Below are 23,685 nucleotides of genomic sequence, written 5' to 3'. Positions count from 1 at the left end.
CAATGGATGTTTTCATGAAAATTCCATCATTCCGTACCGTCCTGAAACAGTGCAGCATGCTCATGGTGATCGGGGGCGGGCTTGCCGCAGGGGCAGCTGGCCACGCACAGACCCAGACGCCTCAGGCCTACAGGAATGGCTGGGGGTTTGATCAGGCAGGAATGGATCCGGCCACTCCGCCAGGGCAGGATTTCTTTACCTATGCCAACGGCCATTATATCGGTCAGCTGAAGATTCCTGACGACATGAGCAGTTACGGGCCTTTCCATATTCTCGCTGAACTGTCTCAGGTAAGGCAGAAAGCGCTTCTGGAGGCCTTGCTACCGTATGCGGAGGTGGGAGACGAACGCAGCAAGCTGGCAACCTTTTATAGCAGCTTTCTCGATCAGAAGACTGTTGATGCCAAAGGTGGCGATCCGCTTGAGGTGGAGCTGGGCCAGATACGGGACATGAATGACAGGGCATCCTTGGCCCGTCTGTTCGGTCTTTCGGCCAGCTCCCTCATGTACAGCCCTTTTGCTCTGGATATTGAACAGAACCAGAAGGATCCGACACAGTACATGCTGATGCTGGATCAGGGCATGAGTATTGGCATCAGTGGCGGTCTTGGGCTGCCTGACATCAGCTATTACAGCAATCCTGCCCTGGCCCCGCAGAAAAATGCCTACCGGGCTCATGTTGCCAGAATGTTGGAACTGCTGGACTGGCCTGATCCGGACAATGACGCCTCAGCTGTTGTGGCTCTGGAAACGGCACTGGCGAAGGTGGAAACTCCCCGTGATCAGACACGGGACCCCGTGAAGATGTTCAATCCGATGATGGTAAAAGAGCTGGTTGGTCTGGCGCCCGATGTGGATTGGGTCACTTACCTGCGGACCATGGGGGTGCCAGAGGCAGGTCTGATGGAGCGTGTGATCGATGTGCGTGAACCGGAATCCATTGCGGAGATGGCCCGGATCATTGCCGGGGCTGACAGGAGGACGGTCAAGGCCTGGCTGTCTTTTCATCTGGCCGACAATGCAGCGCCATATCTCTCTCGTGAGTTTTCAGATGCGTCTTTTGATTTCAATGGTCGGGTTCTGATGGGCATGAAGCGCCAGCCCGACCGCTGGAAGCGTGCTGTCCGTGCTACGAATACGGCCATGGGCTGGGCGCTGGGGCGCCTCTATGTAGAACATTATTTCCCGCCTGAGGCGAAGGATCGGATCACCGGGCTGGTCCAGGAGCTGAAGAAGGCCTTCCGCTGGCGGCTGGAGCATAATGAATGGATGGATGCTCCGACCCGTCAGGCGGCGCTCGTCAAGCTGGATCATTTTGCCATGCAGGTGGGCTATCCCCACAAATGGTGGGATTACTCCGCACTGGATATTCGCCCGGGCGATGTCTATGGCAATGCCTCACGTGGCATCGCTTTCAACTGGCATCATCGTCTGGACCAGCTCGACCGTCCCGTGGACCGGGACGAATGGGACATGACGCCTCAGACAGTGAATGCCTATAATGACCCGGTAAAGAACGAGATCGTTTTCCCTGCGGCCATTCTCCAGCCGCCATTCTTTGACCCCACGGGTGATATGGCCGTCAATTATGGCGGCATTGGCGGGGTCATTGGTCATGAGATGAGCCATGGTTTTGATGATCAGGGCCGTCATTATGACGAGCATGGTCGCCTGCATGACTGGTGGAGCAGCCGGTCTTCCCAGGCTTTTGAGGAAAGAGCGAAAAGACTCGGTGCCCAGTATGATGCCGAGGAAGTTTTTCCCGGACTGCATGTGAATGGCAGGATGACCATGGGGGAAAATATTGCTGACCTTGGGGGGCTGAATCTGGCGGTGCAGGCCTATCATGACAGCCTTCATGGTCGGACGGAGGCACCTCTTCATGGTTGGACGGGAGACCAGAGAGTGTTTCTCGGCTGGGCGCAGGTCTGGCGTGAGAAGGACAGGCCAGATGCCCTGAAACGGCAGGTTCTTTCCAACGAGCATGCTCCAGCTGCCAGCCGGGTGAACATGCCGGTTCACAATATCGATCTCTGGTATCAGGTGTTCGGTGTGAAAGCGGGAGACAGGCTGTATCTGCCGCCGGAGCAGCGGGTCAAGATATGGTAACAGGAGCAGACCATCGTCCTGCGAAGCCAGCCCCTGCCTGAGGGAAAAATGGGGGCGGGGCTTCACAAACGGCCGGGCTATGGCTATCCCGGGTCTGTTTCTTCATCATGCGGGGCTGTTTCATGTCATATCTCACTATTGGTCATCTTTACACGGCGTTGCATGCCGCCTGTGCCAGTGGCGTGGCCCGTGTCATCGAGGCGAATGGTGAGGAAGTCGCCTATGCTGATCTGAGCCGGGATGAACGTTTACAGGCTTTGGACGATGGCGAGGTCGATATTCTCGTGTCGGCATGGTTCCCGCAGGATGAGGTCATTCTGTCTCATGGGCATGAAGCCATTGGTAGCCTGTATCATCCTGAACTTCAGTTTTCCGCCCTTAAAAAATCAGGGAAGGGTGCTGGCTGGAAGGCTGCAGACTTTACCTCCCTTCTCACCACGGCCGAGGCACGCCCGTTTGTGGAGAAAGCTTTTGAGCAGCGTCCTGCCCTCAAGGAGCTCCCTCTTGAAGTTGTTGCGCCGGAAGAGGTCTTCCCGCGGTTGAAGCAGGCGGAAGAGGCAGGGGATTGTCCTCTGGTCGCTGTCTGGCAGCCTCATGCCGTTTTCCATGTCGAGATGCTGGAGGGTCTTCCTGATGGAGACCTGCTTGCTGGCGAGGTGCAGACGGCCCGGCTTGTTCTGCGCAAGGGGCTTCGTGCGGAGGTGGATGAAGACATGCTGGATGAGCTGTCCATCATGATGCTGAGCAACAAGGTCATGAGCGCTCTTGACTACGCCGTAAGCATTGATGGAATGGGCCCCGGAGACGCTGCGGAATCATGGCAGCGCGGGCGGTTGATTCCCCGCTGACGTTCTTTTGTCATCACCGTTGATAAACTGAAAGCTGGAGGTGTTTGCATGGCTCGTCATGCGTTTGTGTTTCCTGGTCAGGGCAGCCAGTCTGTCGGGATGGGGCTGGAGTTGTACAAGGCATTCCCTGTTGCCCGTGCCGTGTTTGAAGAGGTGGATGAAGCTCTTGGGGCCAATCTTTCCCGGCTGATTTTTGAGGGGGATCCCGCCGAGCTGACGGCAACGGAGAACACCCAGCCGGCTCTTTTTGCAGTTTCCATGGCGACCGTGCGGGTGCTGGAACATGAAGGGGGCTTTGCCCTGAAAGAGAAAGCCACGCTTCTGGCAGGCCATTCCCTGGGAGAATATGCTGCCCTGACAGCAGCTGGTGTCATGGGGATTGCCGAGGGTGCCCGCCTTCTCCGCCTGCGGGGCCAGGCGATGCAGCGTGCCGTGCCTGCAGGGCAGGGAGGCATGGCGGCCATTCTGGGTGTTGAGCCGGATGTGGCGCAGGAGATCTGTGCAGACTGTGCGGAAGGTGATGTTCTGGAAATCGCCAATGACAATGGTGGTGGGCAGATCGTCATTTCGGGGCATATGGCAGCGGTGGACCGTGCCATGGCAGCGGCAAAGGACAGAGGCATCCGCCGTGTGGTGAAGCTGCCCGTATCAGCCCCGTTCCATTCTTCTCTGATGGCACCGGCTGCCGCCGAGATGGAAGAGGCTCTGGCAGGGGCAGCGTTCCGGCCTGCCGCCATTCCTGTCATTGCCAACGTGACGGCAGAACCAGTCTCTCAGCCTGATGACATCCGTACCTTGCTGGGCCAGCAGATCACCGGGCGTGTGCGCTGGCGGGAGACTGTACTTTCCATGCCGGGCAAGGATGTTACCTGCCAGCATGAGCTGGGTGCCGGGAAGGTGCTGACAGGGCTGGCGCGTCGCATCGTGCCTGATCTGGCGGCTGATCATGCTGGAACTCCGGCAGAGATCGAAACAATGCTGAAAAGCCTGTAAGGGGGTAGTCCTGATGTTTTCTCTTTCTGGTAAGCTGGCTCTGGTGACCGGCGCTTCTGGTGGTATTGGTGCGGCCATTGCCCGTCAGCTGCATGAGTGTGGTGCGACTGTCGTGCTGAGCGGAACACGGGAGGGAGCCCTCCAGGATGTGGCAGCGGCTCTGGGTGGTGAGCGTGTGCATGTCGTCACGGCCAATCTGTCGGATGATGCACAGGCTGATGCTCTGGTGGCCCGTGCAGAGGAAGTGGCAGGGCAGCCTCTGGATATTCTTGTCAACAATGCGGGGCTGACACGGGATACGTTGGCCGTGCGGATGAAGGATGATGATTGGGCACAGGTGCTCAAGGTCGATCTGGAAAGTCCGTTCCGTCTGGCCCGTGCTGCGCTGAAAGGGATGCAGCGGCGCCGTACCGGGCGTATCATCTCCATTTCTTCCATTGTGGGGACAACGGGCAATCCGGGGCAGGCCAATTATGCAGCTGCAAAGGCCGGTCTGGTGGGCATGAGCAAGTCTCTGGCCCAGGAAGCAGGCCGCCGTGGTGTGACGGTCAATGTTGTGGCACCGGGCTTCGTGGAGACTGCGATGACCGATGTTCTGCCGGAAGCTGTACGGGAGAAGCTGCTGGGTAACATTCCGCTTGGCCGTATGGGGCGCCCGGAGGATGTTGCTGCAGCCGTTGTCTATCTTGCTTCGGACGAGGCCGCATGGGTGACGGGCACGACGCTTCATGTTAATGGTGGGATGGCCATGGTCTGAAAAAGTTGGCGTTTGCAGGAAAACATGCTAAGCGCGGCCTGCTTGGCCTGGCAAAGGCTCAGAGTATGGCTTCATTGCTGGGCATTCCGATGTCCCGAAGCTGACAGGCAGGCAGGTTTTTTTCTTAGAAACACCCGGTAGGGGTAGCAAGGATTTAAGGCAGATGAGCAACGAAATCGCTGACAAGGTGAAGAAGATCGTCGTCGAGCATTTGGGCGTCGAAGAAAGCCAGGTGAAGCCGGATGCTTCCTTCATCGACGATCTGGGCGCTGACAGTCTGGACACGGTCGAGCTGGTCATGGCTTTCGAGGAAGCATTCTCCGTCGAGATTCCGGAAGATGCCGCCGAGAAGATTGCTACTGTGAATGATGCCATCGAGTATATCACCAAGCAGAAAGCTGCCTGATTCCCGGTGTAGGGATTGGATGACGGGACGGGCTGGTCGGGGATCAGTCCGCTCCGTTCTGAAAGAGCGAAGCGGAGCAAGTCCGTTTCGCTTTATGCGTATTTACGAATTGTGAGGTAAGGCGGCGATGAGCGGCTCTGGAACGGACAGAAAACGTGTGGTCGTTACGGGAATAGGCGTAGTCAGCCCGTTGGCTGTTGGTGCAGAACTGACATGGAAGCGCCTTATCAACTCTCAATCCGGCATTGGTCCGATCACACAGTTTGATGCTTCTGATCTTCCGGCGAGAATTGCAGGCGAAGTTCCGGCCGGACCAACGGAAGAGGGTGGACTTACCCTTTCCGACTGGGTGCCTGTCAAGGAACAGAAAAAGATGGACCGGTTCATCCATCTTGGTCTGGCAGCGGGTATCCAGGCTGTGGAAGATTCAGGCTGGAAGCCGGAATCAGAGGAAGATCGTTGTGCAACAGGTGTCATGATCGGTTCTGGCATTGGCGGCCTGAAAACGATCTACGACAACTCGCTGGCTGTGGCAGCAGGCAAGGCACGTCGTCTTTCTCCTTTCTTCATTCCTTCATCGCTGATCAATCTCACGGCGGGGCATTTGTCCATCCGTTATGGTTTCAAGGGGCCGAATCATGCCGTGGTGACCGCTTGTGCGTCCGGTACCCATGCGATCGGTGATGCGTCCCGTCTGATCCAGCATGGCGATGCGAAGGTAATGGTTGCTGGTGGCGCAGAGTCGGCCATCTGCGAGCTCGGTATTGCCGGTTTCTGTTCAGCCCGCGCCCTTTCGACCAGTTTCAATGACAGTCCGACAACAGCATCCCGCCCGTGGGACAGGCAGCGTGACGGGTTTGTCATGGGTGAGGGTGCCGGCGTGGTCGTGCTGGAAGAGTACGAACATGCAAAGCGTCGTGGTGCCAAGATTTATGGCGAAGTCGTTGGGTATGGTCTTTCGGGGGATGCCTATCACATCACCGCTCCGGCGGAGAATCATGAAGGGGCCTTCCGTGCCATGCAGGCTGCCCTGAAGGATGCCCGGGTCAGCCCTGCCGAGATTGGCTATGTCAATGCTCATGGGACCTCCACAATGGCGGATGATCTGGAACTCGGGGCTGTAGAGCGCCTGTTTGGTGATGCAGCTGCTGGTACGAGCATGTCGTCCACAAAGTCGGCGATCGGGCATCTGCTGGGTGCCGCTGGCGCCGTGGAGGCCATTTTCTGCCTTCAGGCCATGCGTGATGGTATCCTGCCTCCTACGCTCAATCTGGATGAACCGTCCAGTGAGAGCGCCATGGACCGTATCCCTCACAAGGCGAAAGAGCAGCAGGTGGATGTTGCTCTTTCCAACAGCTTTGGCTTTGGTGGGACCAACGCCAGTCTTGTTCTGAAGCGGTTCAGGGGCTGATCTGACTGTCTGATGCAGATTTTCGACGCTGGAGACTGAAACGATGGCACAGGAACCTGCATTAGACACTTCCAGAAAACAGGGGCCTGAAGAAGAGAGTGGAAGCAGGGCAAGGAAGCGTTTCCGTCTCCTGACAAAAGGACGGGTCTTTGCTTTGCTGCTGGCCGCTGCTGGTGGAACCGTTTTCGCCGGGTATGGCCATTACACAGACCCGGGGCCTTTACAGACAGAGCGTGTGGTTGTCATCCCCAAGGGTGGCACTGGTCGGGTCATTGAAGCCCTTCAGGAAAATGGGATTCTGGCACGGGGTGGTGTGTCTTCCCTGTTCTTCAAGGTAGCCATGTATGCCACCCGCTCACAGGGAGCGATTCACGCAGCGGAATTGAAGTTTCCAGAGCGGGTGTCCATGGCTCACAGTCTTGAGATTCTCCGTCATGGGCATCCTGTCACGCACAGTTTGACCGTAGCGGAGGGCCTGACAGCAAAGCGCATCAGGACATTACTGATGCAGGCACCTGCGTTGCAAGGAGACCTTCCCACCATAGGGGAGGGGCAGGTGGCACCTCAGACGTTCTTTTATGTCTGGGGCATGGAGCGACAGGCACTTCTGCATCACATGACAGAATTGATGGGTAAGACGCTTCAGGCGATCTGGGATCAGCGGGATCAAGCAGCCTTGCAGGGTGTCATAACCACACCAGAACAGCTTCTGATTCTGGCTTCGCTTGTGGAAAGGGAGACGTCTTTGGCAGAGGAGAGACCACAGATCGCCCGGGTCTTCCTGAACCGTCTGAAACAGGGAATGAAGCTTCAGACAGATCCGACTGTCATTTATGGGTTGAGCGATGGAGATGGGGTGCTGCCTCGCCCCTTGACGCATGAGGACCTGCAGACAGAAAGCCCCTACAACAGTTATCTTCATCCGGGTCTGCCTCCGGGGCCTATCTGTTCGCCCGGTCGTGAGTCGTTGGAGGCAGCAGCCCATCCCGCTTCGGGTAATGCGCTGTATTTTGTCGCAACAGGACATGGGGGGCATAATTTTGCCCATACCCTTGCCGAACAGACGGATAACGTCCGTGCCTATCGCCGTATGAAAAAAGCGGCAGCCCAGTAATTTTTCCTGTGCAGCGGGATACCTGAAAAGAAGAAGGGGCATTATCCACTTCTGGATAATGCCCCCATCTGTGAGAAGACCGTATGATCTGCCTCAATCTTACTGGTTGAAGGCCTTCATGACGACACGACGCAGCGCATCGGCTGACTTGTTGTTGACCTGCATCCGCACGACGATGTCTTCCGGCCCGACGACCTGATGGTAATAGGAACGGTTCGCCTCACTATCGGGTTTCAGCTTGCTGCTGCCGAGGGACACACCAGCAAAAACCCCCTTCATCTTCTGCATGGCATAGACTTCCTTGGGGGTGTTCTGCGTGCTGCTGCTGTCATTGCCAAAAGCAGCATCGGCACTGGCGTCAAAGCTGAACTCGTGATCCATCAGGTTCAGGAGTGCTTTCTGGGACGTGATGAAGAAGAAAAGCTGGCTGTGCTGATAACCAGCCTGAAGACCAAAGGAGCCTGCGCTCAGGTTATAGAAAGCCGGGTCAGACCAGGAATTGTTGGCACCACGGGCCAGCAGGACGCAACGCCCACCGGTACCACCAACGATGAGAGACATCTTCGTGACGTCGGGACAGATCACGACGGCTTTTGTCTCGCCAAGGACATGGGCCGTCTTTTCCTTGACTTTGGAGTCAAGCAGAGCGGACTGCACGGCGAATGTAGCCTTGTTTACGAGAACCTGCTGTTTGGAAATCTTGGCAGCGGCTGCGTCACCGGCGCAGGCGCTCATGGCGAGCATGCCAACACCCGCAGCAATGGAAACAGTCCGTGAGATGTAGGAAAATGACTTGGACATCGGAAACCTCTCTGTAGGCTGAAAACGGATGCACGTTGGAACTATAAACTTAATCTAGTGTAACGCCTAGTGTCTTCGAGAGGGTTGCCGCAACCAGCGGGGCACAGGCGAGGATGGTCGTACGCTGCGTCAGGCCGCCCATTTTCAGGAAAGGTGACACGTGGGCTCCAGCTTCATCAAGAAGGACCAGGGCCGCAGCAACATCCCAGAGGAAGATGACGTATTCGTGATAACCATCCGAGCGACCACAGGCAACGTCAGCCAGAGCGAGGGCGCCAGACCCCAGCGACCGTGGCATGACCCCCTTGTGCAAAAGGGCCTGCATCTTTTCGGGGTACCAGCCTTCGGGGACGTAGGGTGACCAGCCAATTTCCACCATGGCTTCATTCATCTTGTCGGTTGTTGATGCCTTGATGGGGGCTCCATTGAGGAAGGCGCCTTTTCCCTTTCTTGCCGTAAAGCTTTCCCGGATGGCTGGAGCTTCTATGATACCTGCCACCGGGACATTCCGGTGCATGAGGCCTAGAGAAATGCACCAGCGATTACGGCCTCTGGCATAATTGGATGTGCCATCAATAGGGTCTATGACCCATCGGAAGAGCCCGGATGAGCTGCCGCCATGCTCTTCTCCCAGAAAGGCATCCTCGGGGAAGAGGGCTCCCAGACGGGCCGTGACAAACTGTTCCACGGTCCTGTCTGCTTCAGTCACGTAGTCCTGATGGCCCTTGAGATCAGCGGCTGGCTTACCGGGGGCAGGCTGCATGTTCAGGGCAAGGGCCGCAGCTTCCTTGATGATGGAACAGGCCGCATGAAAGCGGATGTCGATGGCGGTATCCGTATCGTATGTGATGGGCATTCATGAATCCTTGAATATGGCAGCTGCGACGTCTCTGGGGCAGAAAAGTACAGGAAGATGCTCCGGCTGTCAGCCATTCCAGAGGAACAGTAGCTCTTCCACTGGAGAGGGCAGCTCTGTATGGTGGAAGATGATTTTATGAGCATGTATCCGTAGGATGATAAGAGATGAAGCTGTTTAAAATGGACTATTGGCGTTCGGCCATTCTTCATGCTCCTTTTGAGCAGGTTATCCGGCAGAACAGTCTGGACGACATAGACATGACGTTCCTGCCGTCCTGTGGAAAGGATGGGTTTCTTGCAGATCCTTTTGGTCTGTGGGACGGGGGACGCTTGCATGTTTTTGCTGAGTATTATGATTACAGCCAGGCCAAGGGTGTCATTGAGGTTCTCATTTACGATGAGGCCTTCGCCCTGCAGGAGCGTCGCTGTGTCCTGAGTGAGGATTGGCATCTCTCTTATCCCTATGTGTTCCGGCACGAGGGAGTGACCTACATGCTGCCGGAGGCCTACAAGTCCGGGCGTCTGACACTCTACAAGGCAACATCCTTTCCCTATGAGTGGCAGCGTGTGCCCATGTTCGACTTCCCCATTGGAGCGATTGACGCTACCCCACTTCATTATGCTGGACGCTGGTGGCTGTTCTGGACACCACCTGCCCCTAAACAGGCACGGCAGAGCACATTGCACATTGCTCTTGCAGAAGAGCTGACAGGCCCATGGTGCGATATGGGGCATTTTCTGATTGACCGCAGCGGTGCCCGTCCGGGAGGGACGCCGTTTGTTGAGGGCGATGAAGTGTTCCTGCCAGTGCAGGATTGTTCGGAGACATATGGCGGTGGCATCCGTCTGCTTCGGATCAGTGGCTTTGGTAAGGGGAGGCCGTCAATTTGCGGGGGAGATTCCGTCCCAGTGCATCTGCCGGAAATCAGGGACTATCCAGACGGCATGCATACTCTTTCTGCCGCTGGAGATGTAACGCTGGCGGATTTCAAGAAAATACGCCGCGGACTGGGACCTCTTCTCTTCAATATCAAGAGACAGATTTTGAAGTAAGATCGTGTTTCTCTTCATGCCGTTGTCAGAATGGGGCGGCATGAAGGGAAATGTCAGGGGTGACCCAGCAACTGCTCTGCGAGAGCTGCGTCAGCGGGTTTGTCAACATCGACAGCAGCCCGGCCGTCAGAGAGAGGGATAAGTCGTATTCTGGCGCCCGTAAGGGCATGTATGCGTTCTTCAAGCCTGCGGGAACTGAGCGTGCGCGTAAGGGTACGCAGAATGGTCGGCAGCCCCAGAATCATGGCCATGCGCAGAGGCTGTTTCCGGTAACGCTGAAGACGCTGCCAGAGCGCAACTACGGCTTTCGCCTGTGGAGTAGCCAGCCAGAAGAGATTGCAGCCTGAAAACTGAATATCTGCCAAGCGGATGTAGGTCCGCTTGGTCTGGGGTACGTCCCGCAGGATTGTCTCCTTCAAGGCGACACCGGCCGTCAGGTCGACATTGGCTGTCCGACTCTTTTCGATGAATTCCCTGACCCACTCCGGGCGGAGCAGAGCATGGTCTGCCGTCGTGACGAGGCAGGGCGTGCCGATGGCGTCGAGTGCCTGGGCAACACTTTCGCTTGGAGAGGGGGCAGACCGCAAAAGAGTGATGCGATCCCCCAAATGGCTCAATAGACCGGGCTGTTCGATACTGACCCATATTGGCCCGATTTCAGGAACCTGTTCAAGCGTATGGAGAACACGCTCAATCATGGGGCTGTTTGCAATGGGTAGCAATGCTTTGTGAGATACCTGCCCCATGCGGGCCAGAGGGTCACGCTCGCCGTCACGCGACCCGGCCAGTATCAGGACTGGAATGTTCATGCGCTCTTGGAAAGTTCTTCGTTCTTGGGAGCACGGGCAGGGTCCGGCCGGTCACGGGGAGGGGCACCTGTCCGCCGCATGACCCAAGGATAACGCTCTGCCTCTTCGACCGTGTAGCCCAGATTGAAGACATACGGGCTGCGGGGGCGTTCCTTGGCGGCCCGGTAAAAGGTACCCATCAGGCGATCTGGCAGATAGTTGGTGATGCCGTAATTGCCATCTTCATCGTGAAAATGGTGCAGGACATGGAGCTGCTTGATGTACACCACCCACTGCCAGCGGGGTTTGTAGGCCAGATGCTGGATGCAGTGGAAAAATTCATAGATGCAGGTCATGACCAGCGCTGTGGAGAGTGCTGAAAAAGCTCCACCCCAGCCGCCAATCAGCCAGCCTATGGGCATGGTGATGACCATCATGGTCGGAACTGTGTTCAGAGGAGAGCCGAACAGGACTTCGAGCAGATGGGGATCCTGGTGGTGGTCAAAATGGATACGCTTCCACATGGAGGCTGTGATGGGGTTCCGGTAGAACCAGCGTCCGTGCAGGATGTAACGGTGGATGATGTACCAAGCTGTCGGATAGACAGCGACAATGACGGGAATGGGGATGAGGACTCCCCACCAGCTGTGACGCAGATACAGGCTAAGTATGGCCGTACCGATAATCAGGGCAAAATAGAGCAGGATTGTCGGATAGGTAAGGTAAGCCGCCCATAACTGCGAAAGATTCATTTTTCCCAGATCATAACTCCTGCCTTTCTGCATGAGAGTCGTGCCCTGGAAAAATTGTTTGAACGTACTCATTTTTCCTCCATCCGCAGTATCCATGCCAGACCAAACAGGGCTGCCACGATCTGGCCCGAACTTATAGCGATTAATATGGGAAGGGAACCTGAATTTCCCAGAGCCGAGATCATGCCCTGTAGAATGACCACTCCCAGACCAGCCGCCATCACGTACACCGGCAACGGGTTCCGCAATCCCGCACGCGGCGGAATGTAGGTGATGGGCAGAGTGATGAGAAGCATCACCGCCATCTGCACCGGCAGCATCAGTGTAGCATATAATGCCATCAGATAATTTGACCTAGGTAAATTGGATGGCACTTTTCCCGAGAAAATTTTCCAGAACTGATGCGGGGTATAATACACGCCCTGCAATGTCATGTTGATGATCTCCTGCGGGGATGCCGTCAGGGTGGGAGGGGGCGGTTCGCTGCTCAGCTGAACCTGTGTCTGTTCGTTGGAAACGGTCAGCTGCCTGGCGATGCCATGGTTGACCCAGTGTCCTCCTTCATGGACCAGATTTTCATAATACTGGGCTGCGGTCAGGTTTCCGTTCTCGGCCTGACGACGGTAGAAGATGACCTTGGAAAGGTTTCTTCCACCATGGCTGATGGTTTCAACATGGATGATGTCTGTTCCGAGGCGGAACCACAGGCTGTGTAGATCGTCAGTGGCATTGGCCTGCGTTGCGCCTTCGTTCCACCAGCGGTTGAGTTCCTGCTCACAGGGGGGAATGACCCATAGTTGCACGGCCATGCAGATGACGCCAAGCAGGAGTGGAATGGGCAGAAGGTAGCGGAACATGTTGAGGGTAGAGAGCCCGGCTGCCCGCAGCACGGCAATCTCGCTGGAGAGTGCCATCTGAAGCAGCGTGAACAGGCCCCCGATCATGACCGAGAGGGGCATGATTTCAACGATGAGTGTTGGCAGGTGCAGGCCTATGTATCGGAACAGGCCACTAATCCCCAGATGCCTGTCCAGAATGGTGGAGGCATCATCCAGCAGGGCAAGAATCTCGAGCAGGGCTGTCAGCACGCCACAGCATAGGAGAATCTTTGTCAGAAGCGGCTTGAGAAAGACCTGAAGCAGGGTGGGATTGGAGGGCAGGACTCTCATGGTGACGTCCTGTTCAGGAGTACCGGTTTTCTGTGACGCCAGGAGACCTGGGAGCGTGCCAGCAGGGCTGCTGTGCAGCCAATGCAGAAGAGGAATTCGGGAACCCAGATCGTCAGCCAGACGGAGGCTTTTCCATTTGTGGCCATGCTGTGCCCAAAAAGGAGAACCTCATTGAAGCCGACCAGAATGATGGCGAGCACGATCTGCCCGACCACGGATCGGCGACGCTTGCGCCCGATGGCGAAAGCGATGGCAAGCAGTGGAATGAACATGATGCTGATGGCCCGTGCCAGACGGAAATCCATTTCGGAGCGGAGCACGATGTAGGAAATGCGTGGGGAGCCGTGGCGGAGGGCCTGGAACAGCTCGGGTGTGGTCATTTCCCGTTCATCATCACCACGGGATCGAAAAGCTTTTCGGCTTTTGCTGCGTTCGATGACACGGGCTATATGTTCAAAATGGGTAACGGTAGCATGGTCGTCAGGCACATCTGGTGTGTTGACGTGAATGACCTGTCCATCCCAGAGGTCGAGCTGGGTGGCCTGGTCCCGCTCAGAAATGGTCAGCAGCCCTCTGGGAGCCGTGATGAGCTCAGCTTTTCCATTATCCTTCAGATTGCGGATGAAGATGTTTTTCAGACGGGCCCCACCATGGTCGACACGGTCTGCTGTCAGCATGGTGGTGGAAGATGTTGAGGCGAACATGCCAGACTGAAGGTGGGGTGCCCAGCCCGTATGTTTGGCGAAATAGAATCCTTCCCGGTAGTCATATCGGGCAATCGGTTGAATGTAGCCGTACAGGAGCAGGCTGAGGGTGGCCAATATGGCCCCGACCTTGATGTAAGGCTGGCTGATGCGCAGCAGGGAAATATGGCCGGCACACAGCACGTCAATCTCGTTGTGATCGCTCATCCGGTTGACGGTCATGAAGATTGCGATGCAGAGGGCAGCCGGTAGCGCCAGTCCCATATAATGGGGCAGGAGATCGCTGAGAAGCGTGATCAGTGTGGCAATGGAGCTGCCGCTGCTGGCCAGATGGTTGAACAGCGTCAGCAGTCGCTCCAGCAGCAGGGCAACAAGCATCGTCCCCAATGCAATCGTAAAGGGGGGAATCAGCTGCTTCAGCAGGTAGCGATCCAGTGTTGGCAGGGTACTTCGTATCAACATGCAGGCTGCCTTGCCGAAATGCTGGAGAACCATTCCATGTGGGAAAAGGGGTGCCCCGTGTGGTCTCGGCGGATGAGCCTGATCTGCCATCCTTCTTCATGCGGGGTAAAGGTAAGATGGTTCCATGAGGCCCTGCGCTCGGGATTCTGGCTGTTCATGGCCGCAGCGCCGACCCCCAGAAGGGGTATGTCTGTCCCCTCGACGGTGGTTATGGTTGCATCGTGAGAGTGTCCGTGCAGGACCAGGTCTGCTCCATGGCGACGCAGGAGGCTGGACAGGGCTGGCGTGTTGATCAGGGATTTCCTGAAAGGCAGCAGCTTTTTGCGAGGGGGATGATGAAGCATGACAACCCGGCAGTATCCTTCTTCACCCAATTTCGCAAGAAGGCTTGCCAGTTTTTGGCGCTGTTTCCTGTCGATGCGTCCGTAGGCGGTAAAAGGAGGGGTTGGCAGAGCGGAGTTGAGCCCGATGACGGCGACCCTTCCGAAAAAACGGACAAAAGGAAAGGCACTGTCGGACCACGTTTCCCACTGTGCCAGGCTGTTCCTGTAAGAAATGGGCGCCATGAAGTCATGGTTGCCTGGTACGACGACGGGAGTGAGAGGCAAGGTGGACAGCCAGGCAGCCGCCTGACGATATTCTTCCTTCGTGCCGAAATTTGTTATGTCGCCGCTGATGAGCAGGGCAGAAAGTTCCTTGTGGGAGGCGATGTTTTCGAGCAGCTCGGCTGTGACGGATGGCAGCAGGACATGCTTCCGTCTGCTGACCCAGAGAATGCGGCTGAGCAGACGTTTGTTGAGGAAGGCAGACCATGCGATGGTGGGGGGAGGCAGATGCGGGTCTGACATATGGGCCAGACAGACAGAAAGGTCACGCCGGGAAGATGCAGTGGCGGACGGGTCGGAAAGCATTGTTGCACCATATCCATGAAGGGGCGGGTGATCTCTCAGGAGAAAAACTCCTTGCTGGCCCCCTTAGCATAGCCATGTTAAAGGGGTTCGGCCAGCGTATGAAATAGCCTGGCTTTTTATGTTTCTGGGCGGATGCGTGGTGGATAGATGCAGAAATTGATGAATGTCGTACAATCGGCCCTGATACATAACCCCAACAGCCGCAAAAATGCTCAGGACAAAGGGCAGTTCGTGCGAATGGCACGGCAAAAAATGGGGGATTTCTGCGTATCTGCTCTAAATGACAGCCATCTCCCTGCGCATCTGACTGAACTGAAAAGCCGGGGTGTGGATCTGATTGCCATCAGTGGGGGGGATGGTACGGTCAGTGCCTGTCTGACAGCGATTGCTTCTGTCTATCATGACTGTCCCCTGCCGTCCGTGGCCATTCTGCCTTCCGGCAATACCAATCTCATAGCCGGTGATGTCGGGTTCGGCCTGCATGGCGAGGCCGCCATTGATCGTCTGTTGCGCCCTGAAGGGCTGAAAAGCTGTATTAGGACGCCCATAAGATTGTCCTGGCCGGATGGAGAACGGCCTTCGGTACTGGGCATGTTTGGTGGCTGTACGGGATATGCCAGAGCTGTCCGTATCGCTCATTCGCCGAATGTCCTGAAATTTGCTCCGCATGATCTTGCTGTTTTCTTTACGCTCTTCAGCAGCATGGCGAGCCTTCTTTTCCGTCGCAGCCGCCATTCCTGGATGAATGGGGACAGGCTCTCCTGGTCGGCAGAGGGAACGGGATTGCCTGTGCCAGGCAGGGAGGGGCGCAGCTTCCTTTTCATGACGACAGCGCTGGAAAAACTGTCTCATGGCATCTGGCCATTCTGGAATGAAGATACCAGTAGGGACGGGTTCCATTTTCTTGATGTCCATGCGTTTCCTGAGGCGTTGCCGAAGGCCTGTTTCAACCTTCTGAGGGGGCGGGCACCGGAATGGCTGCGGGCACACAAGGATTACACGAGCGCTACTGCCCGGGCGATGCAGCTTGAAACAGACAGTGATTTTGTTCTGGATGGTGAGGTCTTTCCAGTTTCTGCCGGTGGCCGCCTGAAACTGGAAGAAGGACCGGCCTTTCGGTTTGTCCATGTCTGACATCATCAGGAAGACGCTCATCAATGAGCTGACAACGCCCGTAGCTGGAGAGCTCGCCCAGTTTGCAGAGGCTGTTGCCAGCCGGCTGCGCAGGCCGCCGCTCGGTGTCCTATTTTATGGATCGGTTCTCCGCAAGGTTGATCCCGAGGGGATCGTTGATTTCTATGTCATCACAGACCGGCCGGAAAGTCTGGGTGGACATGCCTTGGCCCGTATGGCCAATCGTCTTCTTCCCCCCAATGTCTATTACATGGAACATGAGGTAGAGGGGCGGACCATACGGGCAAAAGTTGCCTTTCTGTCCATAGCGCAGTTTCTCGGGCGCAGTACGCTTTTTACAGTGGATACGACCATATGGGCCCGCTTCTGCCAGCCGGTGCGTCTGGTCTGGGTACGTGATGCTGGAAGTGCTGATCGTCTTTTACAGGCCATCAGCCAATGTGTGGTTACGGCATCCTGCTGGGCGGCCTTGCTGGGACCTGAGCAGGGCAGGGCGGACGTATACTGGCACGATCTGTTTGCCCATACCTACGCTGCCGAGCTGCGTGTGGAAAAGAAGGGACGCAGCCACAACCTTCTGGCAGGAAGAGAAGAGCGATACGAAATCCTGCTGAAAGCAGCCTGGAGGCAGGCCTCCCTGAGCTATGCTGCGCAGGGAGACGTTCTGCTTCCCCAGCTTACGGCTTCAGCGAGAGACAAGGCAACACGGGACTGGGGAAGGGTGAAGGCCTTTGGGAAGCCGTTGAACGTGGCACGTCTCATCAAGGCAGCGTTTACGTTCAGGGATGGGGTGAGCTACTTGCTGTGGAAAATACAGAGGCACACGGGACAGACGATCTACGTATCGGCTTTTGAGAAAAGGCACCCTATTTGGACCCTGCCGCTTTTTCTTTGGCGGGCCCGGCATCTCCGGTCAGGGAGATCATGACAACGGCCTGATGGGGATGCTTATCAAAAGAAAAGCCCCCAAAGCGGAATCATGATCCTGCTTTGGGGGCTTCGGCCTGTCGGGCGGGATCAGACCAGCTTCAGTTCCTTGGCGATGGTGCCGAATGTCTCTACGGCCCGGTCAATTTCGGCAGCAGAATGTGCCGCCATGACAGAGCAGCGCAGCAACGGCCTGTTGTCCGGCGTTGCCGGAGGCAGGGAGAGATTGACATAGACTCCGGCATCAAGGAGTGCGTTCCAGAAGGTAATGGCCTGCGGAATATCTTCCAGCGTGACGGCAATGACCGGGGAGACGAAGTTGCTCGTGTTCAGTCCGACAGACTTGAATCCCTGATGCAGTCGGGCCGCATTATCTTGCAGTTTCTGTCGCAGATCAGGACGGTTCTGGATTTCCTCGAGAGCCGCCAGGGTTGCTGCGATGATTTCAGGTGGCAGCGAGGCTGTGAACATGTAGGGGCGGGAGCAGAGGCGCATGAGATCAATTTCATCATGATCCGTTACGCAATATCCCCCGACCGTCCCGAGAGATTTGGAGAACGTTCCGACGATAAAGTCGATATCGTCCTCACAGCCCTGCATTTCCGCAACGCCACGGCCATGCTCGCCCAGCACACCAAAAGAATGGGCCTCATCTACCATCAGGGGAATGTTGTGGCGCTTCTTGACCTCGACGAACTCCTTGAGGGGAGCGATGTTCCCTGTCATGGAGTAGATGCCTTCAGCGATGATCAGGCGGGCCCCGGTCGTTTTGGCTGTTCTGGCGACACGCTTCTCCAGGTCCGCCGGGTCATTGTGCCGGAAGCGGATGACCTGTGCCCCAGAAAGGCGGGCTCCATCATAGATGGAAGCATGGCTGTCAGCATCGAGAAAAAGGATGTCATCCTTGTTCACGAGGGCTGAAATCGTCCCCAGATTGGCCTGGTATCCTGTCGAGAACACCATGGCGTGTTTTTTTCTGAAAACGGACGTCAGAGCCTTTTCCAACTGCTGATGCAGTCCAAACGTACCATTGGCAATGCGGGAGCCTGTAGTGCCCACGCCCATGGTTTTGGCCGTATGGATGGCTGCATCCCGTGCTGCGGTGGATTGGCTGAGACCAAGGTAATTGTTGGTACCGAAGAGAAGGGTTTCCCGCCCCTCGATGATACCGACCGTAGCGGAAAGAGGGCGCTCTATCACGACGCCAAAAGGATTCCTCGGGCTTGCAGCCATGAGGGAGTCGTAATTTCCCTTCAGAGTGGCGTATTTGTCAAAAATGCCAGCGCTCATGCCTGTTCTGCCTTGATGGTATGCAGACAGGAAGCGAGATCTTTGATGGTACGGATGTCTGCAAGCTTGTCGAGAGGGACGGAGACATCAAGCATATCCTCAATCTCCATCACAAAATTCATGACGGCGAGACTGTCGAAGGCCAAGTCTTCCACGATCCGACTGTCTTCGGAAATGTCGCGTGGCACTTTCGGGTTTTCCAGAAGTTTCTGGAGAATCATGTGAGAGATATCAGCAACACTGTCTGTCATGTCTTGTCCCTTTGTGACCAAGCGAAGAAGGAAGACCAGCATGACCTTCCTTCTCATATTTGGGAATGGCCTCTTCAGCTCTCAGGCGAATTCCTTGTTGAGGTACATGGCCCTGGCACGAGCCCGGGTCAACTTCCCCGATGAGGTCTGGGGCAGAGACCGTGGCGGCACCAGTACCACATCCACATCAATACCATGTAGACGGCGGAACAGGGCAACCAGTTCTTCTTTCAGTCTGCTACGGGGTTCTTCTTCCGTGTAGCGACACTGGACAAGCGCCACAACCCGCTCTCCCTGGCCATCTTCAACCGAGAAGACGGCGACATCACGGGAACGGAGAGAGTCGACTTCATGTTCTGCGGCCCATTCCAGGTCCTGTGGCCAGATGTTTCGGGCATTGATGATGATGAGATCCTTGGCACGCCCGGTAATGACGATCTGGTTATCAAGCATGTAGCCGATATCGCCAGTATTCAGCCACCCATCCCCGGAGAAGGCCTTTGCCGTTTCGTCCGGGCGGTTGAAATAGCCTTTCATCAGGCTGGGGCCGCGGACATGGACGGTGCCAACCTGACGTTCCTTCAGTGCTTTGCCGGAACCGTCACGCACTTCGATCTGATGTCCGGGCAGGCAGACGCCACACAGCACGAAGTCACGTGCTGTATCGGTACCTTTCTTAGCCGGCTGCGCATAATCTTCCCGTTCCATGATGGAGAGGTCGACCGTATCTGTACGCAGCCCGGTGTTGAGCGGGGCAAAGCTGATGGCCAGAGTTGTTTCGGCCATGCCATAGCTGGCGACGAAGGCCTTTTCATCAAAGCCACGTTTGGCAAAAGTCTCGGCGAAATTGTGGATGATGTGCGGGCGGATCATGTCACCGCCGATGCCGGCCACACGCCATGAGGAAAGATCAATATCCTCCCGGGCGCCACGGCGGGCGCAGAGCTCGTAGCCAAAGGAAGGACTGTAGGACATGGTTGCCTTGTTGCGGGCAATCAGCTCCAGCCAGATATGCGGACGGCGTGCAAACTCCCGTGTGGGCAGGAGATCGACAGAAAGCTGGCAGGTCATGGGCGTCAGGAAAAAACCGACAAGCCCCATGTCATGATAAAGCGGCAGCCATGAGACGCAACGGTCATCCCGCTCATCAGAGCTGGGATAGACTTGGAGACCATGACGGGCAATGGCGTGAGCATTGGCCATTCCGGCTTTCTGCGTCACACTGATGCCCATGGGAAAGCGAGTGCTGCCCGATGAAAACTGGAGGTAGGAGAGAGCATCCTCACTGATTTCCGGCAGCGGAATATCCTTTTCCTCACAGGCTGTCAGTTCAGCCGGGGACCCGCCAAAGAGAAGGGAAAAACCAGCGACGATATCGGCTGTCCAGTCACCGATGACCTTGGGGACGACAACGGCTCTGGCATCCGCACTTGTGATCATGCCACGCAGTGTCTCGATGTACCCTTCCTTGCCACCAAAAGCGACAGGGAGGGGCAGGGGGGCGGGGACGAGACCGGCATACTGGCAACCGAAGAAAATGCGGGCGAAATCACCGTCACTTTCCGCAACAATGGCCACCCTGTCTCCCGGCTCCAGTCCCAGGCCGAGCAGGCGGCGGGCCATGGCATGGGCTTGCTGTCGCAGCTTGCTGTAGGGGAGGACTTCCAGCAAGGTTCCCCGTCCAGAATAGATATTGAAGCCACTGGCCCCCTGTGCTGCGTAGTCAAGGGCAGCGGGGAAGCTGGGGAAGTCTCCATAGCGGCGCTCGATGCCGGAGCGGCTCGGGGTGATGGAGAGTGTGGGAGTGGGTTTCTGATTGGCCTCGGTCAAACCTGGACTAGCTCCGTTTGGACCATCGGACTGAACATCCTGAGGCCCCTGCGAAATCAAAAAAACTTGACCCCTGTTCATAGGGTAAAGACCACTCTGCGCCCGCAGAGCAGTAATGCTGTGCCCTGTCTCTAATACAGAACACCCCTCTGCCTCAAGCATATGTCATGATTTTCACCGACAAAATTGCTGCCCTCTGGCGGGAGGCTTTGTCTTCCTTCCTGAAAACTGGGAGAAAAGCCCGGAAAACAGGGAAAAAACGGTATGGGATTTTATCATTAAATAATAATTTCTAAGGAAGATATTTCCTGTAAGATCAGGGCGCCTGATCTTGGACAGCATGAGAATGAGAGGCCAGAGAGATGCATTTCTGCAAGCAGACAAGTGCCCGTCTGACGGTGGATCTTGCCGCTATCAGGAGGAACCATGCGTGGTTGGCGGAGTGCGTACGGGGTGCGGAATGTGCTGCTGTGGTCAAGGCTGATGCTTATGGGCTGGGTGTGCGGGAGATTGCCTCCAGTCTTGCTGACAGGGTCCAGACCTTTTTTGTGGCCCAGCCGGAGGAAGGATGCCAGCTGCGGAGACTGCTGCCGGACAAGAGGATTTTCGTGCTGCATGGCTTCCTGACAGGGCAGCCGGAAACGATGGTGGAGCATGGTCTGATCCCGGTTCTGAACAGTCTGGAGCAGGTAAGGCAGTGGCGGGCTTTCTGTCATGGGGAGGGACAGGATCATCCGGCGGCTCTCCAGTTCGACACGGGCATGTCCCGTTTCGGGGTTTCGAAAGATGACCTTCGCACCGAGGTTCTGAGAGGGTTGAAGCCGGTCCTCGTCATGAGCCATCTGGCCTGTGCTGACCAGCCGGATGACCCTGCCAACAGGGAGCAGCTTCAGCGTTTTCTGGCCATGAGTGCAGTTTTTCCTGATGTGCCTCGGTCATTGGCGGCTTCTTCCGGCATTTTCCTGGGAGCTGACTATCATTTCGAGATGGTTCGCCCCGGTATTGCGCTTTATGGCATTCCGCCGCATGGGGAGAGCTGCCCACTCGTGCCAGCCATTGGGCTTGAGTCTCAGATATTGCAGGTCAGGACTGTCGAGGCAGGGGGGAGTATCGGGTATGGCCTGACCTATCGTGCAGAGCGGCCCAGGCGTGTGGCGACTGTTGGTATTGGCTATGCCGATGGCATCTTCCGTTCTTTTGCCCGGGATGGTGCCTTGTGGTGGGGAGATAGACGTCTGCCTGTTCTCGGACGGATTTCCATGGATAGTCTTTCCGTTGATGTTACGGAGTTGCCGGATGAGGTTGCCCGGGAGGGTGTATGGCTGACACTCATCGGGCCGCAGCAGGATATTGCTACGATGGCCGAATGTGTGGGTACGATCGGTTATGAGGTGCTGACGTCTCTGGGCTACAGGTTTGATCGTTTTTATAATGGTTCGTGCCGGTAATTGTCTGTCAGTTTCTGATCTGTTGATGGCCAAGAACAGAACTGGGTAATGGTATGGGCTGGATCAGCCCAATGCACCATATGGTCGCAGCATGGGATGCACTATGATTGTGGCATCATGGATGTTTGGTACGTTGAATTTGCTGGTATGTATGGCTGGCCGTTAGATTATCTGGTTGGTTTTAACATATATGAGTTTGCATAATCTTTATTATGCGATTTTCCTTTGTGAAGGGAACTCCCACAAGATTTCTGTCGCTGCTATAAGACAACCCATGACTGACAGATTATTTGATATCCTTCCAGCCAGATATAAAAACCCGAAGACTGAATTTCTTGGGCATCCCAAAGGTTTGTGGGTTCTGTTCTGGACGGAAGGCTGGCTCTCCTTTGCCCAATACGGGATGCTTTCCATATTGGTGGTGTATCTGAAGGACATCCTGCAGCACACAGACCGGGCCCGGCATATTCTGGGCCTACCGTCCCTTCTGTCCATCAATGATAGCCTGTACGCTCCCAGTGGTCTGGACGCCACAGCTGGGAGTCTTTCGGGCCTCATCATGGCGGTCATATTTGCAGCTCCATTTGTGGGAAGTTTCATGGCAGATCACGGCCTTGGCCGGACGCGTTCTGCTGTCATTGGCATCAGTCTGCTGACAGTCAGTTTTACCCTCATGATGGCGGAAAGCTGTTTTGTTCTGGCCCTGTGGCTCTTTTTGGCAGGTGTTGCTTTGTCCGGCAGCCTGAAGGCGCAGGTTGGAGCGCTATATACGTTGGAAGACCGTAGACGTTCTGATGCTTATCAGCTTTACAGCCAGAGCATACAGATCATGGCCATCATCTCTCCCCTTCTCTGCGCCTTTCTGGGAACCATTGCCTGGCGTTGGGCTTTCATGGCAACAGCTTGTGCGATGATGATGGGGTTGGCTGGTTATCTCATGGGGGGTCGTTATCTCCCAGAAGAAACGGCCTCCTTTGCTGTTGGCAAGGATATCCGGCCAGTCGGTTGCACGGTGGTGGAAAAGAAACGGATTGTCTTTCTGCTCTGGCTGGTAGGCCTGTTTGCCCTTGGAGTTCTTCCCAATCAGGAAATCATGGATGGTTATCTTCTCTGGGGCAGTGATCATTATCGCCTGACTGTCATGGGCATTACGTGTCCCGTCAGTACGCTGGTTTCATTGGATAGCGTCATCAGCATGATTACGGGATTTCTGGTCCTGTGGTTCTGGCGCTGGTATGATCACCGCCGTGGCCGCCCCGTACATGACATGACAAAGATCATCATTGGTAGCGCCATTGCGACAGCTGGGCCGTTATTCCTGATCGCAGGAGAATATGTCTGCCCCGCCCCTCATCAGATCAGCCTCTGGTGGGGTGTGGCCTTCCATACCGTCAATGACATTGGCTGCGGGATGACTTTTCCTATCGGAATGGCCCTCTTCTCCCGTTATGCACCTGCACGGCACAGTACGACACTGATTTCCTGCTTTACATTGCATATTTTTCTGGGAAACCTGATGGTCGGCAAGCTGGCAGGGATGCTGCACCAGATCCCTGATGCGCTTTTCTGGTCGCTTCATTCAGGCGCTGCTTTCCTGTCTACGCTCGGCCTGATGGCCTCCAGCAGGATTGGCAGTCGCCTGTTTCTGGCAGGTTCTTCCCACGGCTGAA

General features: G+C 56.0%; 22 protein-coding genes. 12 read left to right on the top strand and 10 right to left on the bottom strand.

What is annotated here, in order from left to right; genetic code table 11:
- Positions 1 to 14: 14 nt before the first annotated feature.
- The 7 genes from DTI93_RS03010 (at position 15) to mltG (ending at position 7,637) form a co-directional block, all read left to right on the top strand.
- Positions 15 to 2,108 carry a M13 family metallopeptidase gene (locus DTI93_RS03010; RefSeq protein ID WP_249079611.1) on the top strand — a complete coding sequence of 698 codons (2,094 nt, stop codon included), beginning with the start codon at positions 15 to 17 and terminating at the stop codon, positions 2,106 to 2,108.
- 122 nt (positions 2,109 to 2,230) lie between these two features.
- The gene (locus DTI93_RS03005; RefSeq protein WP_043560070.1) at positions 2,231 to 2,956 is read left to right on the top strand and encodes a glycine betaine ABC transporter substrate-binding protein; all 726 of its coding nucleotides are present in this window, start codon (positions 2,231 to 2,233) and stop codon (positions 2,954 to 2,956) included.
- A 48-nt stretch (positions 2,957 to 3,004) separates the two neighbouring features.
- Positions 3,005 to 3,949, top strand: a complete 945-nt coding sequence (fabD, locus tag DTI93_RS03000) for an ACP S-malonyltransferase (protein WP_043560071.1) — start codon at positions 3,005 to 3,007, stop codon at positions 3,947 to 3,949.
- Between the two features lie 13 nt (positions 3,950 to 3,962).
- Positions 3,963 to 4,706, top strand: a complete 744-nt coding sequence (fabG, locus tag DTI93_RS02995) for a 3-oxoacyl-[acyl-carrier-protein] reductase (protein WP_043560072.1) — start codon at positions 3,963 to 3,965, stop codon at positions 4,704 to 4,706.
- A gap of 163 nt (positions 4,707 to 4,869) precedes the next feature.
- Positions 4,870 to 5,112 carry an acyl carrier protein gene (locus DTI93_RS02990; protein WP_043560073.1) on the top strand — a complete coding sequence of 81 codons (243 nt, stop codon included), beginning with the start codon at positions 4,870 to 4,872 and terminating at the stop codon, positions 5,110 to 5,112.
- Positions 5,113 to 5,239: 127 nt separating this feature from the next.
- Positions 5,240 to 6,523 (top strand): beta-ketoacyl-ACP synthase II, encoded by a 1,284-nt coding sequence (fabF, locus tag DTI93_RS02985; protein ID WP_043560074.1) that lies wholly within the window; start codon positions 5,240 to 5,242, stop codon positions 6,521 to 6,523.
- Between the two features lie 43 nt (positions 6,524 to 6,566).
- Positions 6,567 to 7,637, top strand: a complete 1,071-nt coding sequence (gene mltG / locus DTI93_RS02980) for an endolytic transglycosylase MltG (RefSeq protein WP_249079608.1) — start codon at positions 6,567 to 6,569, stop codon at positions 7,635 to 7,637.
- Positions 7,638 to 7,736: 99 nt separating this feature from the next.
- On the opposite strand, the gene DTI93_RS02975 is transcribed toward mltG, so the two are convergent.
- Together DTI93_RS02975 and DTI93_RS02970 are read right to left on the bottom strand one after the other, a co-directional pair.
- Positions 7,737 to 8,438, bottom strand: coding sequence for a lipid-binding SYLF domain-containing protein (locus tag DTI93_RS02975; protein WP_052349055.1), 702 nt, complete (start codon positions 8,436 to 8,438; stop codon positions 7,737 to 7,739).
- A 49-nt stretch (positions 8,439 to 8,487) separates the two neighbouring features.
- Positions 8,488 to 9,294 carry an inositol monophosphatase family protein gene (locus tag DTI93_RS02970; RefSeq protein WP_192848220.1) on the bottom strand — a complete coding sequence of 269 codons (807 nt, stop codon included), beginning with the start codon at positions 9,292 to 9,294 and terminating at the stop codon, positions 8,488 to 8,490.
- Between the two features lie 167 nt (positions 9,295 to 9,461).
- Between DTI93_RS02970 and DTI93_RS02965 the strand changes: the two genes are divergently transcribed.
- Positions 9,462 to 10,349: a hypothetical protein gene (locus DTI93_RS02965; protein ID WP_249079605.1), complete on the top strand. Its 888-nt coding sequence runs from the start codon at positions 9,462 to 9,464 to the stop codon at positions 10,347 to 10,349.
- Positions 10,350 to 10,402: 53 nt separating this feature from the next.
- Here the strand turns inward: DTI93_RS02965 and DTI93_RS02960 are convergent, their stop codons facing one another.
- Genes DTI93_RS02960 through DTI93_RS02940 form a run of 5 tightly spaced genes read right to left on the bottom strand, consistent with a single transcriptional unit; the run spans position 10,403 to position 15,135 of the window.
- Positions 10,403 to 11,158, bottom strand: coding sequence for a nucleotidyltransferase family protein (locus tag DTI93_RS02960; RefSeq protein ID WP_249079604.1), 756 nt, complete (start codon positions 11,156 to 11,158; stop codon positions 10,403 to 10,405).
- Positions 11,155 to 11,961, bottom strand: a complete 807-nt coding sequence (locus tag DTI93_RS02955) for a sterol desaturase family protein (RefSeq protein WP_043560082.1) — start codon at positions 11,959 to 11,961, stop codon at positions 11,155 to 11,157. Before DTI93_RS02955 ends, DTI93_RS02960 begins: the two co-directional genes overlap by 4 nt.
- Entirely contained in the window at positions 11,958 to 13,058 is a 1,101-nt protein-coding gene (locus tag DTI93_RS02950; protein ID WP_052349056.1) for an LptF/LptG family permease, read from the bottom strand. Before DTI93_RS02950 ends, DTI93_RS02955 begins: the two co-directional genes overlap by 4 nt.
- Positions 13,055 to 14,224, bottom strand: a complete 1,170-nt coding sequence (locus DTI93_RS02945; RefSeq protein ID WP_249079601.1) for an LptF/LptG family permease — start codon at positions 14,222 to 14,224, stop codon at positions 13,055 to 13,057. The genes DTI93_RS02950 and DTI93_RS02945 overlap by 4 nt, the downstream gene beginning before the upstream one ends.
- Positions 14,218 to 15,135: a metallophosphoesterase gene (locus tag DTI93_RS02940; protein ID WP_052349057.1), complete on the bottom strand. Its 918-nt coding sequence runs from the start codon at positions 15,133 to 15,135 to the stop codon at positions 14,218 to 14,220. Before DTI93_RS02940 ends, DTI93_RS02945 begins: the two co-directional genes overlap by 7 nt.
- A 147-nt stretch (positions 15,136 to 15,282) precedes the next feature.
- Between DTI93_RS02940 and DTI93_RS02935 the strand changes: the two genes are divergently transcribed.
- Entirely contained in the window at positions 15,283 to 16,269 is a 987-nt protein-coding gene (locus DTI93_RS02935) for a diacylglycerol kinase family protein (RefSeq protein WP_248460666.1), read from the top strand.
- The gene (locus DTI93_RS02930; RefSeq protein WP_249079743.1) at positions 16,262 to 17,197 is read left to right on the top strand and encodes a hypothetical protein; all 936 of its coding nucleotides are present in this window, start codon (positions 16,262 to 16,264) and stop codon (positions 17,195 to 17,197) included. Before DTI93_RS02935 ends, DTI93_RS02930 begins: the two co-directional genes overlap by 8 nt.
- A gap of 89 nt (positions 17,198 to 17,286) precedes the next feature.
- On the opposite strand, the gene spt is transcribed toward DTI93_RS02930, so the two are convergent.
- From spt to DTI93_RS02915, 3 genes are all read right to left on the bottom strand, one after another.
- Complete coding sequence (gene spt / locus DTI93_RS02925) at positions 17,287 to 18,486, bottom strand: serine palmitoyltransferase (RefSeq protein ID WP_043560089.1); 1,200 nt, start codon at positions 18,484 to 18,486, stop codon at positions 17,287 to 17,289.
- Complete coding sequence (locus DTI93_RS02920) at positions 18,483 to 18,737, bottom strand: acyl carrier protein (protein ID WP_043561221.1); 255 nt, start codon at positions 18,735 to 18,737, stop codon at positions 18,483 to 18,485. Before DTI93_RS02920 ends, spt begins: the two co-directional genes overlap by 4 nt.
- Positions 18,738 to 18,818: 81 nt before the next feature.
- A complete protein-coding gene (locus DTI93_RS02915) occupies positions 18,819 to 20,567 on the bottom strand; it encodes a fatty acyl-AMP ligase (protein ID WP_154981433.1) in 1,749 nt (582 codons plus the stop codon).
- A 362-nt stretch (positions 20,568 to 20,929) separates the two neighbouring features.
- On the opposite strand from DTI93_RS02915, the gene alr reads away from it, so the two are divergent.
- On the top strand, positions 20,930 to 22,015 hold the full coding sequence (alr, locus tag DTI93_RS02910) for an alanine racemase (protein ID WP_249079599.1): 1,086 nt from the start codon (positions 20,930 to 20,932) through the stop codon (positions 22,013 to 22,015).
- Between the two features lie 274 nt (positions 22,016 to 22,289).
- Entirely contained in the window at positions 22,290 to 23,684 is a 1,395-nt protein-coding gene (locus tag DTI93_RS02905; RefSeq protein ID WP_198027142.1) for a peptide MFS transporter, read from the top strand.
- The last annotated feature ends 1 nt before the right edge of the window (position 23,685 follow it).

Source organism: Parasaccharibacter sp. TMW 2.1884 (genome assembly GCF_023337695.1).
In the GTDB taxonomy this organism is placed as follows: Bacteria; Pseudomonadota; Alphaproteobacteria; order Acetobacterales; family Acetobacteraceae; genus Bombella; species Bombella apis.
The sequence above is the reverse complement of the archived record's forward strand: the minus strand, read 5'-3'. Positions and strand labels throughout refer to the sequence as shown.